17 protein-coding genes and 1 tRNA gene are annotated in these 16,329 nt (G+C 49.5%); 5 read left to right on the top strand and 13 right to left on the bottom strand.

Going from position 1 to position 16,329, the window contains the following annotated elements; all coding sequences use genetic code 11:
• The first annotated feature begins 6 nt into the window (after positions 1-6).
• Positions 7-705, top strand: a complete 699-nt coding sequence (locus XMG48_RS06485) for a tRNA (guanosine(46)-N(7))-methyltransferase TrmB (RefSeq protein WP_173481258.1) — start codon at positions 7-9, stop codon at positions 703-705.
• On the opposite strand, the gene XMG48_RS06480 is transcribed toward XMG48_RS06485, so the two are convergent.
• Genes XMG48_RS06480 through XMG48_RS06470 form a run of 4 tightly spaced genes read right to left on the bottom strand, consistent with a single transcriptional unit; the run spans position 694 to position 3,298 of the window.
• Positions 694-1,674, bottom strand: coding sequence for an LPP20 family lipoprotein (locus XMG48_RS06480; RefSeq protein WP_173481257.1), 981 nt, complete (start codon positions 1,672-1,674; stop codon positions 694-696). The two genes, XMG48_RS06485 and XMG48_RS06480, sit on opposite strands and share 12 nt — an antisense overlap.
• Positions 1,671-2,678, bottom strand: a complete 1,008-nt coding sequence (locus XMG48_RS06475) for a CsgG/HfaB family protein (protein WP_173481256.1) — start codon at positions 2,676-2,678, stop codon at positions 1,671-1,673. The genes XMG48_RS06480 and XMG48_RS06475 overlap by 4 nt, the downstream gene beginning before the upstream one ends.
• Positions 2,659-2,787, bottom strand: coding sequence for a hypothetical protein (locus XMG48_RS12090; protein WP_256368157.1), 129 nt, complete (start codon positions 2,785-2,787; stop codon positions 2,659-2,661). Before XMG48_RS12090 ends, XMG48_RS06475 begins: the two co-directional genes overlap by 20 nt.
• A gap of 7 nt (positions 2,788-2,794) precedes the next feature.
• The gene (locus XMG48_RS06470) at positions 2,795-3,298 is read right to left on the bottom strand and encodes an LPP20 family lipoprotein (protein WP_173481255.1); all 504 of its coding nucleotides are present in this window, start codon (positions 3,296-3,298) and stop codon (positions 2,795-2,797) included.
• A gap of 169 nt (positions 3,299-3,467) precedes the next feature.
• Here XMG48_RS06470 and XMG48_RS06465 point away from each other — a divergent pair, with 169 nt between their 5' ends.
• Genes XMG48_RS06465 through XMG48_RS06455 form a run of 3 tightly spaced genes read left to right on the top strand, consistent with a single transcriptional unit; the run spans position 3,468 to position 5,925 of the window.
• On the top strand, positions 3,468-3,737 hold the full coding sequence (locus tag XMG48_RS06465; protein WP_173481254.1) for a hypothetical protein: 270 nt from the start codon (positions 3,468-3,470) through the stop codon (positions 3,735-3,737).
• Between the two features lie 14 nt (positions 3,738-3,751).
• The gene (locus tag XMG48_RS06460) at positions 3,752-5,392 is read left to right on the top strand and encodes a SulP family inorganic anion transporter (RefSeq protein ID WP_173481253.1); all 1,641 of its coding nucleotides are present in this window, start codon (positions 3,752-3,754) and stop codon (positions 5,390-5,392) included.
• Between the two features lie 35 nt (positions 5,393-5,427).
• Entirely contained in the window at positions 5,428-5,925 is a 498-nt protein-coding gene (locus tag XMG48_RS06455; protein WP_173481252.1) for a DsrE family protein, read from the top strand.
• Here XMG48_RS06455 and XMG48_RS06450 read toward each other — a convergent pair.
• The 4 genes from XMG48_RS06450 to XMG48_RS06435 all read right to left on the bottom strand — a co-directional run bounded on the left by XMG48_RS06450 (position 5,922) and on the right by XMG48_RS06435 (position 9,117).
• Positions 5,922-6,725 (bottom strand): ion transporter, encoded by an 804-nt coding sequence (locus XMG48_RS06450; RefSeq protein ID WP_173481251.1) that lies wholly within the window; start codon positions 6,723-6,725, stop codon positions 5,922-5,924. The two genes, XMG48_RS06455 and XMG48_RS06450, sit on opposite strands and share 4 nt — an antisense overlap.
• Before the next feature lie 92 nt (positions 6,726-6,817).
• A complete protein-coding gene (locus XMG48_RS06445; protein ID WP_173481250.1) occupies positions 6,818-7,192 on the bottom strand; it encodes a DUF2237 family protein in 375 nt (124 codons plus the stop codon).
• Positions 7,193-7,210: 18 nt separating this feature from the next.
• Entirely contained in the window at positions 7,211-8,266 is a 1,056-nt protein-coding gene (locus XMG48_RS06440; RefSeq protein WP_173481249.1) for a PQQ-dependent sugar dehydrogenase, read from the bottom strand.
• A gap of 774 nt (positions 8,267-9,040) precedes the next feature.
• Positions 9,041-9,117 (bottom strand) — tRNA-Met (locus XMG48_RS06435).
• 124 nt (positions 9,118-9,241) lie between these two features.
• On the opposite strand from XMG48_RS06435, the gene XMG48_RS06430 reads away from it, so the two are divergent.
• A complete protein-coding gene (locus tag XMG48_RS06430) occupies positions 9,242-10,090 on the top strand; it encodes a DUF72 domain-containing protein (protein WP_217363828.1) in 849 nt (282 codons plus the stop codon).
• A gap of 13 nt (positions 10,091-10,103) precedes the next feature.
• Here XMG48_RS06430 and apaG read toward each other — a convergent pair whose 3' ends face one another.
• The 5 genes from apaG to lptD are packed head-to-tail and all read right to left on the bottom strand — an operon-like array spanning position 10,104 to position 16,219.
• Positions 10,104-10,490 (bottom strand): Co2+/Mg2+ efflux protein ApaG, encoded by a 387-nt coding sequence (apaG, locus tag XMG48_RS06425; protein WP_173481247.1) that lies wholly within the window; start codon positions 10,488-10,490, stop codon positions 10,104-10,106.
• Positions 10,491-10,516: 26 nt separating this feature from the next.
• A complete protein-coding gene (rsmA, locus tag XMG48_RS06420) occupies positions 10,517-11,332 on the bottom strand; it encodes a 16S rRNA (adenine(1518)-N(6)/adenine(1519)-N(6))-dimethyltransferase RsmA (RefSeq protein ID WP_173481246.1) in 816 nt (271 codons plus the stop codon).
• 6 nt (positions 11,333-11,338) lie between these two features.
• Complete coding sequence (pdxA, locus tag XMG48_RS06415; protein WP_173481245.1) at positions 11,339-12,328, bottom strand: 4-hydroxythreonine-4-phosphate dehydrogenase PdxA; 990 nt, start codon at positions 12,326-12,328, stop codon at positions 11,339-11,341.
• On the bottom strand, positions 12,328-13,614 hold the full coding sequence (locus tag XMG48_RS06410) for a peptidylprolyl isomerase (RefSeq protein ID WP_371731455.1): 1,287 nt from the start codon (positions 13,612-13,614) through the stop codon (positions 12,328-12,330). Before XMG48_RS06410 ends, pdxA begins: the two co-directional genes overlap by 1 nt.
• Complete coding sequence (gene lptD, locus XMG48_RS06405; protein ID WP_173481243.1) at positions 13,601-16,219, bottom strand: LPS-assembly protein LptD; 2,619 nt, start codon at positions 16,217-16,219, stop codon at positions 13,601-13,603. The genes XMG48_RS06410 and lptD overlap by 14 nt, the downstream gene beginning before the upstream one ends.
• Positions 16,220-16,329 lie beyond the last annotated feature (110 nt).

The raw sequence follows: 16,329 nt of genomic DNA, 5'->3' as shown, positions 1-16,329 counted from the left end.
TAACCGATGACCAAGCAAGAACAGGGTGTCTCTAAGGTCGTGACAACCAATCAGGCCGGTTTGCATGAGCGTCTCGATGAGATTGTATTGCGTAACTTAAATAACCCATTTCGCAAACCCATTGCCGACCATACTCAGGTCGCCTTTGATCAGGTGACCGATTGGCTCAAAGGTCGTTCCGGAGAGCTTATCTTGGACTCTTGCTGTGGTATTGGTGAAAGTTCACGTCATCTTGCCAATCGATACCCAGACGCCAATGTCATAGCCGTTGATCGTTCTGCTTATCGTCTTAGTAAGCACGAAAACTGCTTCACGGGTGAGCTTGATAACCTACTCTTTGTGCGAGCGGATTTAATCGACTTTTGGCGCCTGGCTGCAGCTTCAGAGTGGCGTCTAGCCAAGCATTTTATTCTCTACCCCAACCCTTATCCTAAATCAGCTCAGGTTCAGAGACGTTGGCATGCCAGTCCTGTATTCAGTGATCTATTGACCTTGGGTGGGGAGTTAACCGTTAGAAGCAACTGGAGACTCTACATCGAGGAGTTCGTCAGGGCACTGGCGTTGGCGGGTCATGAAACTAGCGTACAGTTATACAGCGCTGACCAACCGATGAGTGCATTTGAACGGAAATATTGGGAGAGTGGTCAGCAGAGCTGGCAGTGCGTAGCGCAGCTTTCAGAGTCTGGCTCAGCTTTAAAACCCTAAGATCCTAAGAGCCTCTTCATCCTGTATGCGCCTGTTGAACGCTTGAATCAGCCCCGCCTTGGCCGTTGACTCAGAGGCTGATGAAGCCGATTTAATGGACAGAGTTGTGGCATGCTCCACCTTAGATTGACCATCCAAAAAGCGAATTGATAAATCGGCTTTGGCAATGTGAATGCCATAGGCGCTACTGATTTCTTCAATGACCTGGCACTCGACGGTTATAACACCAGATGAGGAGTTGATCTCAAAACCGGCTTCTAGGATTAGACGCTCCAGTGAGCCTTTAAAGCTCATGCAGCTTTGTTCGGTTTTTAGCATTACCGGGTGGTTGGTTTGGTAATCTTTAATGGCAGATTCAGTGTCTGCAACCTGGTTGCTGTACTTTTCCCCAATCTCCGATTCCCCCAGCTGTTTCATAAGAGATATTAATGGCTGTTGAGCCTTTAGATCGGTTAGCTGTTGTCGAGCACTTGCCCAGTCAGAGAGAGTCTTGATTGGCTGTGCAGAGGAGGCGGTTAATCTGGGGTCTATTTCGTTTTTGAGGTTCTTAATTAAGGCCGTTTTTTTCAACGCTAGCAGGGTCGCGGTTCGTTGCGGTGCAATCACATCCTGTTTAAGGATCTCATATCCACCCAAAGGCAAACGCTCGGTTCTGCTTTGAATCGACGACTCCACCACTCGCTCAGTATATTCACGACTGTCTCTAACCGACGAAAGGCGCTGCTCTTGTGTGCTGGATAGTTGAACTAACAGTCTCTCGGCAAGATGAGCTAATGCAGCCTGCTCAGAGGCTTGTGCGCTGCCTCCCTCACCGACACCGTAAAATTGATCACCTGTGTTGACTAGCGGACTCATCAACCAATCAGGAGTCTTAGGTTCTGCGACAAGGATGACGGGTTCTCTGCTTGCACACCCAGTCGTTACAAAACTGGCCAACATTAGAAAAGCGAGAATGAATCTGCGGGTCATAGCTGGTTCTCTAAACGCGCCTGTTCACTCTTCTGACGTTCAACACGCAAAATGGCTTGGTTAATGATCTTGTTGGGCTCTTTTACCAACTGATCGGCTAACCGGTAGAGCTGCTCAGCTTGGCTAGTTTTACCGAGCTGCTCTTTAACAACGGCTAAATTGTAAGCCGCCACATAGCATTGGTCACCTGTACTGGTTAGAAGCTCGGAGAAGAGCACTTCAGCTTTGTCGATGCGGTGATCCTCAACGTACTCGATACCATACTCCAAAAGGTCCTCTTGCTCGCTGCTGTAGTCGATCTCTGGATCATCGAGCAGTTGCACTATGACAGTTGCCTCATAGGGAGCTATGTAAGTCATGAACTGATCGGTGATCTCATCAGCTAGGTTGCTTAGGACACTCTCGGGTGTTGGAAGAGAGTAGGCGCTGTCACGACAAGCATCGTGACTCTCTTTTGCCGTGAAGCGTTCAGAGAGAATCAGGTCCCCGCGTTCAGTATCAACGAGTCGGATGGTAGCGTGCAGGTTGGAGTGCATCTCATCACAAGGGATGTAGCGCTCACGAGTTTTTTTGCACTTCTGATCGGCACACTCAACACGAGTAACGTAGTAGAGCGAGTAGTCGGTGGTCTGAATCTCCACCTCACCAGTAATCAGTCCTTTCGCACCGATCAGCTGACCGATCTCAACAGACGTCTGTTCATCGACTAGCCCAGAGTGTTGAAGTTTTTGCTCGTCTAAAATTGATTCAAGATCCTTACGGTTGACCACGGTAAAAAAGGTCTCACCTGCCACCCTATGGTTGGTGACTCGAGATTCAATGCTGTTCGCCACACCGGAGTAGTCATTCTCAAATGGAAGCACCGCAACGACTTTGGTGGCGGCAGCCCGATCACTGATGGCTGGATTGATCAGGGTAATCTTAGCGGTCGATGAGCAGGCCGTAAGAAATAAAGCGGTGACCGCTAGGCCAAGGCTTTTTAATTTACAGTTTGTTAAGTTCACGCTCGGCACTCTGTTGTTGCGCTTGAGGAGAGGGGTCTTGCATCACCTCGTTAGAGGAGCAAGCCGAAAGTGATAAAGCTATCAGTAGTAGAGTAAATAGAGGTTTCATCAACAACTCACTTATCTAGTTGATCAATCTGAGAGTCGATCGCGTTATTGATCGTCGCTTTTTCAACGCCCATCAAAATGAAGATGACCTCTGTTTCAGGGTGCTGCCAGTAGCTCACTTGTTGTGAGTTATTAATTGTCAATTCGGAGGTTTGTCTTGCGACTTGAGTGACGACGCGTTCAGCCGTCATCTCATCGGCACCCGTTGAACGTTGATAGGAGTCTAGTTTGCTTTTAATCTGAGCCTCGACCTGTTGTGCGATATCAGCACGAGCATTAATGGCCGCCTCTTTACGAGAAAAATCATACCCTAGCTTGCTCAACGGAGCAGATCCTACGCCGACATAACGATCGGCCTCCATGTAGCCACCACAAGCCCAAATAGGTGCTTGTTCACCGTGGATGACGCATTCGCCACCTTCGACTAGATCGGGTTTAGGCAGTTCACTGCTGCAGCCGGCAAGGGTTGTTAAAAGTGTCGCAGTCATCAGTAACTTGGTGCGTAGATTCATGATCATTATCCATTAGAGATTACTCATATGATGGTCACATATTTCCATAGAAATGTCAGGGTTATTTTTAGATGAAAATTGACAGTCAACGGATTAAAACTCACCCGTGTGATTACCCCTTTACGGACAGATCACGTAAAATAACCAAAATCACAAATCAGAGTGTGTCATGGATAACCGCAGAAAAATTCGCGCTGCCGTCTCTCTTCTCTCATTCATTGGGATTGTTGCCCCATTTATGTTTTTAATGGGTGCCGAAAATACCGAAGAGGCCTTTAATGAAAATGCCAGTTGGGTGATTAAAAATACGCTGGTGTGGATTGTTGTGATGTCTCTGTTGTTGATCAAGAATCCTAAGTTTTTTGGCGACGAAACCCCCTTCGATATACTGCTTCGTTACGCTATACGTCTGTTTAAATCAAACGCTTCAGATCGATAGTGAGCCGTTGATCAATGCTTAAACTGAACGTTCTATCTCTCTCTAATCTTCGTGGTGATCTGCTCGGTGGTTTAACCGCTGCGGTGGTCTCACTCCCTTTGGCGCTCACATTTGGTGTCGCCTCTGGCGCAGGCGCGGAGGCGGGACTTTATGGCGCGATCTTAATCGGTCTCTTTACCGCGCTGTTTGGTGGAACCGCTACTCTGATCTCTGAGCCTACTGGACCGATGACCGTAGTGATGACCGCTGTGATCAGCACTCTAGTGGCTGCGAACCCTGAAAATGGTCTGTCTATGGCGTTTACCGTGGTGATCATGGCAGGGATATTCCAGATCGTGTTTGGTTATCTCAGGTTGGGCAAATACATCACCCTGATGCCCTATGCAGTGGTTTCTGGCTTTATGTCAGGCATCGGATTCATACTGATTATTCTGCAGATAGCCCCTGCGTTAGGGCAATCTCCACCGGCGGGCGGGGTGGTAGGTACCGTAACTCATTTGCCAGAGTTGATCATGAACGTGCACTTCAGTGAGTTGTTGCTGTTCTTAGTGACACTGGGTGTGTTGTTTAAAACGCCTGAAAAATACAAAAAGTTCGTGCCGCCTCAGTTGATTGCACTGGTTCTTATTACTCTGGTCTCTGTGATCATCTTTAGCAGTGATGGAGTCCAACGCATTGGTGAGATCGATGTGTCACTGCCTTCAATGACCTTGCCCTATTTCACCTATGATCAGCTTCAGATTATGTTGGTCGATGCGATGGTGTTGGGCATGCTTGGTTGTATCGATTCAATGCTTACCTCGGTCGTGGCGGACAACCTGACCCGAACAGAGCATGACTCCAACAAAGAGCTGTTTGGACAGGGGTTAGGCAATATCATGTCTGGTCTGTTCGGTGGTCTACCAGGTGCTGGTGCCACTATGGGCACCGTGGTCAATATTCAGTCTGGAGGGCGAACACCACTCTCAGGTGTTATAAGGGTTCTCGCACTGGCAATAGCTGTGTTTGGAGCAGGTTCATTGATCGAAAATATCCCTTTAGCGGTGCTGGCTGGTATTGCGGTAAAAGTGGGTGTCGATATTCTGGACTGGTCGTTCATTAAACGGGTTCACCTTGTCTCTAAATACAGCACGATGATCATGTATGCCGTTCTACTACTAACGGTCTTTGTCGATCTGATCGTTGCGGTGGGTGTCGGTGTCTTTGTCGCGAACGTCATCATCATCCGTAAGTTATCCGATGTTGAGGCTGAGAAGGTTCGCTCTATGTCCGATGTCGATGATGAGATTCCGCTGACCCCTGAACAGCAGTCCCTGTTGAATGAGGCGAATGGCCGTATCCTACTGGTCTACCTTTCGGGAGCGATGATTTTTGGTGTCTCCAAAGCCTTAGCCCGTGAGCGAAAAGACATCGCTAAACACGATGCGGTTATTTTTGATCTCAGTGACGTCAGCTATTTAGATGACACCATGACGCTCTCCATTGAGAACGTCATACTCGAAGCCTTAGATCTTGGTAAAGAGGTGCGTCTAGTGATGGCACCGGGCGCTGAGAAAGATCGATTGATTCGCCTTGGCCTTGATCAGCGCCTCCCGGCTGATCGTATAACAGAATCAAGAACCGAGGCATTGAGGCAGTCACTTTCCAGTTTATAAGCTAAGCTGAAGCAAAAGAGATTTGGAGGTCTACTATGTTCAGTTTGATCTTTAAGACAGTTCGCCACCTGTTACTCAGGGTATTGCTTCCGCTCAGTCTGCTCTTTTCAGGCGCGGCCTCAGCTAAAACGGTTAAAGAGATCCTTGCACTTGAAGAAGCGCCACCAGGAGTGGTGTTTGAAATTTTGGCGCCTAATCCACAACAGTGGCAACGGATTCAACCTCGTTTGATGGGCGCCATAGACTCTTTGCGATCAGCTTTTCCAGATCTCGATATAGCGGTGGTTAGCCACGGCAATGAACAGTTCGCTCTGACCACTGAGAATGAGAGTAAGTTCCCACTTCTGCATCAAGGGGTTCGTGATCTAGGTGAATCTGGCGTGGATCTGCATGTGTGTGAAACCTTTGCGAGTTGGAGCAACGTCACTGCAGATGCTTTTCCAGACTACGTTGACGTTGCCCCTTCTGGCCCCGCGCAGATCAACAACTACGTTGCGATGGGGTATCTGTTGGTGGATCAGTTCGCGTTTTAATTCGCTCTCTGATTTAACATCTCTTTAATCTCAGCCAGCTGTTTTTGAAGATCAGCGATGGTTGGCTCATTAGCCTCGATCGCTTCCTCTTTAAGGATGCGCTCATGCTCCTCATTCATCACATTGACGACAATGCCGATTACCATGTTCAAGAAGGCGAAGGCCGTTAAGAATATAAAGGATAGGTAGTAGATCCAGCTTAGACTGTAGACCGTCATCGTTTCGTACATGACATCGGTCCAATCCTCAAAGGTCATCACCCTAAAGAGCGTCAACATCGACACTGCGACATCACCCCAAAGGTCAGGGTTAATCGCAGCAAAGAGCGTCGCACCAATGGCAGCATAGACGTAGAAGATGATGAACATCAGCAGAAGGACGTACCCTAGCTGAGGCAGTGCTTTGATCAACGAGTTCAGCAGCATGCGAAGCTCTGGAATGATGCTGACCATTCGGAAGACGCGGAACACGCGAACTAGACGTGCGACCAGAGCGGTATCGGCCTGACTGACAGGGATCAGGCTGATCACAACCACTAAGGTGTCGAATAGGTTCCAGGGATCCTTAAAGAAGGTGCGCTTGTTCTCATCGGCAATGAAACGAACCGTGATCTCGACCAGAAAGAAGACGGTAACAGCGATATCCAGCCAACCAACAATCATCTCAGCGGTGTCAGAAAGGTCAAAGGTCTTGGCACCAATAAGGAGCGCCGAGCCAATAATCACCGCAATTACGGTGAGCTCGAAGAGTTTGTTAGAGCGGATTTTAACGAGTGTCGATAGTAAAGCGTTGCTGTTCATTGGCTTAGAAATTCACTACATAAAATGGACGCTGATAGTAATTGAAAATACTGGAGTTGTGGAGAGGGTAGCTCTTGAGCTCTGTGTGAAAATTAATGAAGATCTATGCTGTACCGTTTAAGCGTCTCGAAACTGATAATCTCAAGTGTTTTTGCATTAGTTGCGGATAGATTAACTCTCGGGGCGCACCCTGAAACCTCAGCTTCCTCCCATCGTTGAGCACATAGGCACCAAGAGTCGCCTGGCTTTAAACCGGGGAACTGATATTCAGGCCGGGCGGTAATGAGATCATTCCCTTTGCGAAGTGAGAAGAGCAGAAACTCCTCCGTCATCACAGCGCAGACCGTGTGGGTTCCGCGATCATATTCATCTGTGTTGCAACATCCGTCTCTGTAATAGCCAGTTAGCGGATCACTGCTACACGTTTCAAGTGGCGTGCCTAATACGTTTAACTGTTGGTTGTTCATCTGTTTTACCTTAATGATTTATCGACTTATCCTATATAGGCCACCATTGGGTGCGTCACTCAACACTAAAATTGAGCCATCATTGGCCTGTTCAACGTCTCTAACTCTTCCCATCTCATCATTGAATAATCTCTCCTCTGAAACGGGCAGATTGCTATCAGGATCTATGACGATTCGGTAGATGCTTGTGAACTTCAAAGCGCCAACCAAAAGATTGCCCTGCCATTCGGGAAACATCTCTCCGGTATAGAAGGTCATTCCCGATGGTGCAATGCTTGGATCCCAGACCCAGAGAGGATCGGTATATCCATCGGGTGATGAGTTAAGACCTATATCCCCACCTATGTACTCCTTACCGTAAGAGACGGTTGGCCAACCGTAGTTGTTATCTTGCTCAATGAGATTGATCTCATCACCACCGCGTGGACCATGTTCATGAGACCATAAAAGTCCTGTATTAGGCTGTAATGCAAGACCTTGTGGGTTTCGATGACCCATCGAGTAAATCTCAGGCAACCAATCTTGCTGAGTATTGGCTGGCTCCGGCTCAACAAGGTTCAGTCGAATAATTGATCCAGCATGATTGGAGGGGTTTTGAGCGTTACTGCGATCACCACGGTCGCCCAAAGAGGCAAACAGGTAGTTGCCCTTTATGACTATCCGACAGCCGAAGTGTGCACCGGAGGGAGAGCGATGGTTGGAGACAAAAATATCCTTGGGTGTTAAAAGCTGATACCCATCCAATTTGGCCGATGCGATCGCCAAGCCTGCGCCACCTTTTAACGGTTTGCTGTAGCAAAGATGTACCCTATTTGATTGTTCATCATAGGCGACATCGAGAAGCCCGCCTTGCCTAAAACTTGCTACAAACGGGGTGGGTAAAACGGCTCTTTGCTGCCCGGTTGTAAGGTTAATGCGCAAAAGGGCACCGGCTCTTGCTGTCACGAGGACCTCTTCATCGTTAAGGACAGCGATACCCCAAGGGTGAGAAATGTCTGAACCTATTTTTTCGATTGTGAAGGCAAATGAAGCCTGGCCTAGTAGTAAGGCTGATAGGAGAGTGATGACTTTCATTTCAGATACCGTTGGTTTTTATGTAGTTACGGTATTTGGGCTGGGGTGGATTTTTGGCCAGATTTATGAAAACACCTCCTGTGTTTTCACCCTTCGGGCCGTCGCACCTTTGGTGCTCCTTTCAAGGCCAGATTTGCGATTACACATCCTGTGCAATCGTCCTTCGGACTGCCTTCGGCATCCCAAAATGCTATCCATGCATTTTGGTGAACTGAGTTGTTACTTCACATCCTGTGAAGTAATCCTGCGGACTAGCTTTCAGCTATCCAAATAATGCTGTCCTGCATTATTTGTCGTCAGTTCTGCATCTGGCCCATCCGCCAGACGAAAAAAACGGTATAAACCCTGCGGGCCTATACCTTTTTTTACGTTGGTAGCGGGGGTGAGGTTTGAACTGGTGACCTTCACCGCGGAGCTAATAAGAGTGAGCCCGACGTGGTTTTTTGGGTCGTAGATTCAAGCCAGATTTATGAAAACACTTCCTGTGTTTTCACCCTTCGGGCCGTCGCACCTTTGGTGCTTCGTTCAAGGCCAGATTTGCGATTACACATCCTGTGCAATCGTCCTTCGGACTGCCTTTGGCATCCCAAAATGCTATCCATGCATTTTGGTGAACTGAGTTGTTACTTCACATCCTGTGAAGTAATCCTGCGGACTAGCTTTCAGCTATCCAAATAATGCTGTCCTGCATTATTTGTCGTCAGTGCTCATATATTCGCCCCCACCAACGAAAAAAGGGAAGTGCACTTTGAAGTACACTTCCCTTTTTTACGTTGGTAGCGGGGGCCAGATTTGAACTGACGACCTTCGGGTTATGAGCCCGACGAGCTACCGGGCTGCTCCACCCCGCATCAACGTGGGGCGTATTATACATAGGTTTAAGGTTGCTACAAGCCTGTTTCTAAAATATTACGATATTCTTCCACTATTTTTTTAGTTTGGTACTCTTTGTAGCCTATTTTAAGGAGTATGGCGTTGCACGATTACTATTTAGGCTTACCTCAGTGGCAACATCCTGTTTGGGAGGGCGGCTGTTTGGCAGGGGGTGGGACTGCGCTACAACGTTATGCTCGTCAATTTTCATCGGTTGAGGGAAACACGACTTTTTATGGTTTGCCTAAACCGGATACGGTGAAGCGTTGGCGGGATGAGACGCCTGATGACTTTCGATTCTGTTTTAAGTTCCACCAAGATCTTTCTCATCGCAGTGCTTTAGAGGTGGCTAATCCTAAAGTGGCCGAGCAGTTTGAAGTGTTGGAGCCGCTGGCGGATAAAATCGGGCTGCTCAATCTGCAGCTACCAAAAAGCTTTAACAGTGAAGGGATTGAGCATATCCATCGATTTCTGTTGGCTCTACCTAAAGCCTTCAACTACTCGGTTGAAGTTCGTCACCCTGAGTTCTTTGCGAAAGGGGACGAGGAGAGGGCGTTTAATCAGATGCTGCTGGAGACAGGCGTCAATCGTGTGATGTTCGACACCCGTCCCATTTTTGCAGTAACCGCCATGGACTCAGCTACCTTAGATGCTCAGCAGAAGAAGCCCAAAGTACCGCTCCATGTCATTGCAACTAGCAAGCATCCACAGGTGCGTTTTATATCGACTATGCAGTGGCAGGAGTCTGATCGCTATTTAGATCAGTGGGTCACTAAGGTGTTGCAGTGGATCGATGAGGGGAGAGTGCCTTATCTCTTCTTTCATACGCCAGATTGTGCTGAAGCACCGGAACTGGCTGCGCGTTTTGTCGATAAGTTGAAAGAGGCAAAACCCTCTGTGCAGGGGGCAACGCCTGAGTTGCTCGCGTCGGAACAGAGCTCTCTATTTTAGAGAGTCCGTTCTCCTAGTGTAACGCGTGAGTTTGTGCCAGTGTGAAGGGGGCAATGGTCGCTTGAAAGGTCTCATTTTCGTCGGTGATCATGTCGTAGTGACCCTGCATGGCACCCACCTCAGTCGCTAAGACCGTGCCGCTGGTGTAGCTGTAGCTTTTGCCCGGTTCAATGGTGGGCTGTTCACCGACAACTCCTTCCCCTAATACCTCTTGTGTCTTCTCATTACCATCGGTAATCAGCCAGCGGCGGCTCAGTAGCTGGATAGGCATAGGGTTATGGTTGGTGATGGTGATGTGGTAAGAAAAGACGTAGCGATGTGTCTCTGGATCCGATTGGTCGGTCAGATAGTCGGTTGTCACATCGATCGCTACGTTTCGGCTCAGTTCATAATCTTGCATGTATAGACAGTCTCGTCGTGCAGTGCTTATTCAGCGCTGTTTCGTAAATCATAGATCGCGTCAGCGATGGCGACAAATTCAGCGAGAGAGAGGCGCTCAGGGCGTAATCCAGGATCAATACCCAAGGCTTCAAGTTGCTCGCCGGTAATCCAACCCTTCATATTGTTACGCAGAGTTTTACGTCGCTGACTGAAACCGGTTCTGACAACGTCAGCCAACAGCTCAGCACTTTTTGCTTGTATGGGTAGCGTTTTGTGCGGAATCAATCTAACAATGGCGGAATCGACCTTCGGTGCCGGATTAAAGGCGCCGGGTGGTACGATAAAGAGCTTTTCTACCTGACAGTAGTACTGCGCCATTATGCCAAGGCGGCCGTAGTGATTTTCCCCCGGCTGTGCAGCTAGACGTTCCACCACCTCTTTCTGCAGCATGAAGTGCATGTCGCTGATCAATCCTGAAAAACTCAAGAGATGGAAAATCAGCGGCGTTGAGATGTTGTAGGGCAGGTTGCCGATCACGCGAAGTGGGCGCTCATCTTGTTGCAGTGACGAGAAGTCAAACTTGAGAGCATCCGCCTCGTGAATCTTAAACTTATCTTCATACCTAAAAAACTTGGTACGCAGGACTGGGACGAGATCACGGTCTAACTCTACCGCTTCCAGCGCACCGGCGAGCTCTAGAATCTCTTCTGTAAGTGCACCTAAACCGGGACCAATCTCAACGAGGTGCTCTTCAGGTTTTGGATTAATCGCAGAGATGATACGACCAATAATAGTAGGGTCGTGCAGAAAGTTCTGACCGAAACGTTTGCGGGCCACGTGCCCAGGGTTTTTACTGCTCATATCAACCTATGATTGTTTACGGTTAGAAGCCATCTCGGCAGCATAACTAAGGGCGGTCTGCAAAGAGCCTGCATCGGCTCTGCCTGTGCCGGCAAGATCCAACGCGGTGCCGTGATCGACTGAGGTGCGCACAATAGGCAGACCCAAGGTGATGTTCACTGCTTGGCCAAACCCTTTGTATTTGAGAACCGGCAGCCCTTGGTCGTGGTACATCGCAAGCACCGCATCAGCGTCTTTTAGATGATGTTCAGTGAAGAGCGTATCGGCAGGGAGTGGGCCAATCAGGTTAACACCCTGTTCCCGGTAGCTATTCAATACCGGTTCGATCGTGTCGATCTCTTCACGTCCCATATGGCCGCCTTCGCCAGCATGGGGGTTTAAGCCTGCAACCAAGACGCTGGGTTTGTCACAACCAAAGTAGTGCTTCAGATCATCCAACAGAATATCGATGACCGAACGAAGTAGCGGTTGCGTTACCGCTTGAGGCACTTCAGATAATGGCAGGTGTGTCGTTGCAAGAGCAACTCGTAGCCCTTCGGTCGCCAACATCATAACAACCTGATCGACGTCACAACGCGATTGTAGAAACTCTGTATGGCCTGTGAAGGGGTAACCGGCATCATTGATAACACCCTTATGAACCGGTGCTGTGCAGATGGCATCAAACATGCCACCCAAAGCCCCGTCTACAGCTAAACGAAGGGTATTCAGAACATAGACGCTATTGAGCGGATCCAGTTGGCCTGGAATAACATCGGCATTCGATGGGGTGCCGATGTAAAAGAGCTCTCCAGGCTGACAGCCAACGGCAGGCTGGTCTGGATCAAACTCATGCAGTTTGATCGGCAAGCCTAAGAGTTTTGCGCGATCGACAATAATGTCAGGGTCACAGATGATGACCAGTTGGTGCTCAGAGCCTTGCTGGGCAATCTGAACACAAAGGTCTGGACCGATGCCGGCAGGCTCGCCCGGGGTCAGTGCAATTCGAAGAGCCACTACTTCACCTTAATGTCGACGTAGGCTTCTGAGCGAAGTTCACGTAACCAAGTGGAGAGTGCTTCATCGTACTTACGTTTACGGATTTCTGAGCGGGCTTGGTTTTCACGCATCTCAGTGGTGAAGTCCTGTTGGCGACGCTCTTGTACCTGAACAATGTGCCAGCCAAAACGAGATTCGAAAGGCTCGCTCACCTCATTAATAGCCAGTTTGTCCATCTGCTGTTCAAACTCAACAACCATCTTGCCCGGTTGTATCCAGCCTAATTCACCACCCAATGAGCCGCTGCCCGGGTCATCGCTGTAGCGGCGCGCCAACTCTTCAAATGGCTCGCCCTCTTGGAATCGAGTGTAGAGCTCTTCAGCGAAGGCTTGAGCCTGTGCTGATGTGCGAATCTCTGAAGGGGCTACCAAAATGTGGCGTGCTCGAGTTTCGGTTACCAGTGTGGCTTGATCGCCACGACGCTCGCGCAACTGCAGTAGGTTAAAGCCTGAAGGGGTTCTAACCACTTTAGAGACGTCGCCATTCGCCAGACCTGAAACAGCAGAGAATATTTGGGTCGGTAGCTCTTGTGCTTTACGCCAACCCAGGTCACCGCCATTGAGCGCATTGGGTGCGTCCGAGCTGCGTACTGCTAGATCCGCAAAATTAGCGCCTTGATCCAGTTCGGCTTTGAGTTGGTTGGCGCGCTCTTGAGCAGATTTAATCTGCTCTGGCGATGCAGGTGAAGGGAGAGCCACTAGAATGTTGCTCAGTAGATATTCACTACGGTCTTGGTTCTTCGCCAAATCTGAATTGAGGTAGTTCTGAACCTCTTGGTCCGTTACGGTAACTCGACGGTTGACGTTGCTCTGCTGAACACGGCTAATGATCAGTTCACGACGAATCTGATCACGCACCTGCTGATAGTCACGCCCTTCGTTGATCAACGCTTTACGGAAATCACTCAGGGATAGGTTGTTCTGCTGAGCGATGCGGTTCATCGTACTGTTCAGCTCACTATCACTGACGCGAGTGCCTTGGCGCTCTGCCAGTTGCAGTTGAATACTCTCAATGATCAGCTGCTCTTTGACCTGATTAGCCAAAACCTCAGCGGGTGGTAGCTGAGCTTTACGTGCCGTTAATTGAGCACGGATATCACTAATTCGCTGATCCACTTCGGAGCTCATGATGATGCTTTCGTTAACTACGACGGCAACACGGTCCAGTGCAACGGGCTCTGCAAGCAAGGAGCTGCTTGAGAGGGCCAAAATCGCCGAAGCGATCAAATGTTTAAAAGTTGTCACGGTCATCCTCGTTATAACCCGTTAAATCCTCAAGGAACTGACGACCTTCGCTCTGGCCAAAGGCGCCCAGACCGCGAAGAATGAATTGAATGTAGAACTTGTTCTCACGTTCGAAATCGCTGCTGCCGTCGACAATACTTCGCTGTCCGGTAAAGCGCACCTTCCAACAGCAGTTTTCGTACTCGATACCGGCAAGCGTCTCTAGGTTTTCAGACTCTTTGATATCTTGGGTGTATCGAGCAACGCCGCTCCACTCTGTCGTGATCGGCCAACGCGTGGCCAGATCGATCTGGTTGAAGGTGTTGTTGCCGTCACTGCTCTGCGTTTTACGTAGGTTTGCGTAGAGTAGTCGCTCATCATCTGGACGGTAGTAGGCACGATAGTTTTCGGTCAGTAGCGCAGCTGTTTCACGATCAATGCGCGAGTCATGGCTCAGCGTCAGCACTTCAGAGGGCTTCCAGCTGGCGTAGACAGCGTAATCCGATTGATCTGCTGTACCGGTTGAATCGCCTGGGCGAGCATCGTGATCACCAAAGTAGTGAGCCTGTGCAATGCCTGCCGAGATCAGCTCACGCCCCGTTAGACTGTAGACTTTGCTCTCTAGACCTAGGGTTGCTTGATCGGTATGGCTGACACGGTCATTACCGGAGTAGCCTAAATTATCGAACAGGTTGCCGTAGCTAAAGCCAAGGGCGCCTGAGTCAAAGTTAAGTGTGTCTGTATCCTCACCATCAACATGTATCAGTTTGATGCGTGGCTCTAGCGTCTGAGTGGCAATCTCGCCCTGACGTTCAAAGATCAGGCCTGAATCCAACGAGGCAAACAGGTTGGTGTGCGACGCACTGCTATTATCTGAGAAGTCATAGCTTGAGTGCCAAACGCCCGCTTCAGGTCGTAGGTAACCCCAAGTGGTCTCCGCGCTGTAACCGATTGACTGGCGGGCATGAAGACGACTGCCGTCGGTTGCGCTCTCATTGGTTGAATCAAACTGTGTGTACTGCACGGCGAGATTCAGCACTGTCTCATTCAGACTTTGGCTGGTACTGAAGTTGAGCTGAGGCATGCGCTTGTAGCTGGTTGAGTTATCTAGAATCTGATAATCATTAACCAGTGCCGATGCACTCCAGCCATTACCGCTATAGGCTACTTGAGCACGCTGAGAAAGTACATCAGCAGCCGGTACTGCCAGCGTTACCGGCGTTAGGTCGTCAAAGTAGTTGTCATCACTGACGCGAGTGAAGCTGACATCACTCGACCAGTTGGGTGCCGGAGTGCCGGTATGATTGAAGTCGATCAACCAACGTTCACTCCCCTGAAGATCATCATCGGGAAGCCAGCTGGTATTCAGCGTGTTCATGCTGAAGCTGTTGAGGTAGCGCGCCTCGTTTTCAAACAGTACGCCACGCTGTTCGATGATGCGCGTCGTTAGCGTGTCATCGATGTTAGGCGCAATGTTGAAGTAGTAGGGCAGAGCCAGATCGTAACCATCCTGCTCGCTGGTGCTGAGGGATGGATAGAGTAAGCCCGTTCTGCGCGTGTCATTCAATGGCCAGTAGAAGTAGGGCAGGTAGAAGACCGGTACACCAGCAACTTCAAATCGGGTATTCCACGCCTCTCCATACCCCTCTTGAGGATAGAGCTCCATCTGCGCTGCTCGAATGCCCCAATCGTTATTACCCGGTTCACAGTAGGTAATCAGTGTATCTTCGGCTTCAACGCGCTGATCACCAAAGCGTGTCATCGCTTCTGCATCACCGCGCATATGTTGATCATGCATGACGAAGCGCGCTTCATTGGCGATGGCGATCTTATTGTTCAGGTCAGCAGACATGGCATCTGCAATCATCAACAGGTTGGGTTCACGGTAACGCACATCGCCACGCAGTAGGGCTTGTCGCGATTGCGCTTCAAACTCGGCGAGGTTGGACTTAATCTGGCGACCAGACTCTTCGATGATGACGTTGCCACGTAAAATGGATAAACCATCGAGATCGGCATCGGATTCGTCAGCGTTGATGACCGTGCTGCTCTCTTCGTTACCGGGAGCCAGATCGCCAACCCAGATGTCAGGCTCATCATAGCGACCTTTGCAGACCAGTCTTTCAGCATCCAGAGGTGCTAAACGAACCCAGTCTAAATTGATGTCACGTCGGTCATCACTAGGGTCACGAATGATGGCCCGAGCTGGAAGAGTGACTGCCTCAATCGGCTCATCTGTCGCTTCGCTCGTTGCAGTTGTTGCAACAGCTTTTGTGTCAGGCTCTGGTTTAGCGTCCGTTTTAACGGGTTCAGGTTTGGCGGCGATTGTCTGTTCTGGTTTCTGCTCTGGCTCGGCGGTCAGAGAATTTTTGGGCTCTTGCTCTTTTTTGGGCTCTGGCAGCGGTTTAGGCAGCGGTTTTGTGATCTGTGCTTCGATCGCATCTTCAGTTGCTGAGATGCGAGTTAACGGAACCGGTTCAGGTTTGTAATCGGCAGAAGCACCGCAGCTCCAACCTCGGTCAGTCTGCTGACAGTCCCAGGCGCCCGCTGCATTAGCGGCGTTTGAACCACCTGCAACAACCAAGCCTAAAATGATTTTTGTAATTGCGTTTTTTTCGAAGGGCATTGAATGCGATCCGCTGGCTACCGAGACGACGTTTAAGTAGCCTCAAAAGTCGAGTAATATTGGGCACTTATAATAAAGATTCCCGCTCTTCAGTACCAGAGGTTAACGTA

The organism is Marinobacterium sp. xm-g-48 (genome assembly GCF_013282925.1).
Taxonomy (GTDB): domain Bacteria; phylum Pseudomonadota; class Gammaproteobacteria; order Pseudomonadales; family Balneatricaceae; genus Marinobacterium_E.
This window is presented reverse-complemented; position numbering and strand designations above follow the sequence as displayed.

Coding starts and splice junctions, on each gene's coding strand:
- XMG48_RS06445 (WP_173481250.1), bottom strand. CDS start 7,192: ATGAACAACCAACAGTTAAACGTATTAGGCACGCCACTTGAAACGTGT.
- XMG48_RS06480 (WP_173481257.1), bottom strand. CDS start 1,674: ATGACCCGCAGATTCATTCTCGCTTTTCTAATGTTGGCCAGTTTTGTA.
- lptD (WP_173481243.1), bottom strand. CDS start 16,219: ATGCCCTTCGAAAAAAACGCAATTACAAAAATCATTTTAGGCTTGGTT.
- rsmA (WP_173481246.1), bottom strand. CDS start 11,332: ATGAGCAGTAAAAACCCTGGGCACGTGGCCCGCAAACGTTTCGGTCAG.
- XMG48_RS06470 (WP_173481255.1), bottom strand. CDS start 3,298: ATGAATCTACGCACCAAGTTACTGATGACTGCGACACTTTTAACAACC.
- XMG48_RS06440 (WP_173481249.1), bottom strand. CDS start 8,266: ATGAAAGTCATCACTCTCCTATCAGCCTTACTACTAGGCCAGGCTTCA.
- XMG48_RS06460 (WP_173481253.1), top strand. CDS start 3,752: ATGCTTAAACTGAACGTTCTATCTCTCTCTAATCTTCGTGGTGATCTG.
- XMG48_RS12090 (WP_256368157.1), bottom strand. CDS start 2,787: ATGAAACCTCTATTTACTCTACTACTGATAGCTTTATCACTTTCGGCT.
- XMG48_RS06450 (WP_173481251.1), bottom strand. CDS start 6,725: ATGAACAGCAACGCTTTACTATCGACACTCGTTAAAATCCGCTCTAAC.
- XMG48_RS06455 (WP_173481252.1), top strand. CDS start 5,428: ATGTTCAGTTTGATCTTTAAGACAGTTCGCCACCTGTTACTCAGGGTA.
- XMG48_RS06485 (WP_173481258.1), top strand. CDS start 7: ATGACCAAGCAAGAACAGGGTGTCTCTAAGGTCGTGACAACCAATCAG.
- apaG (WP_173481247.1), bottom strand. CDS start 10,490: ATGCAAGATTATGAACTGAGCCGAAACGTAGCGATCGATGTGACAACC.
- XMG48_RS06465 (WP_173481254.1), top strand. CDS start 3,468: ATGGATAACCGCAGAAAAATTCGCGCTGCCGTCTCTCTTCTCTCATTC.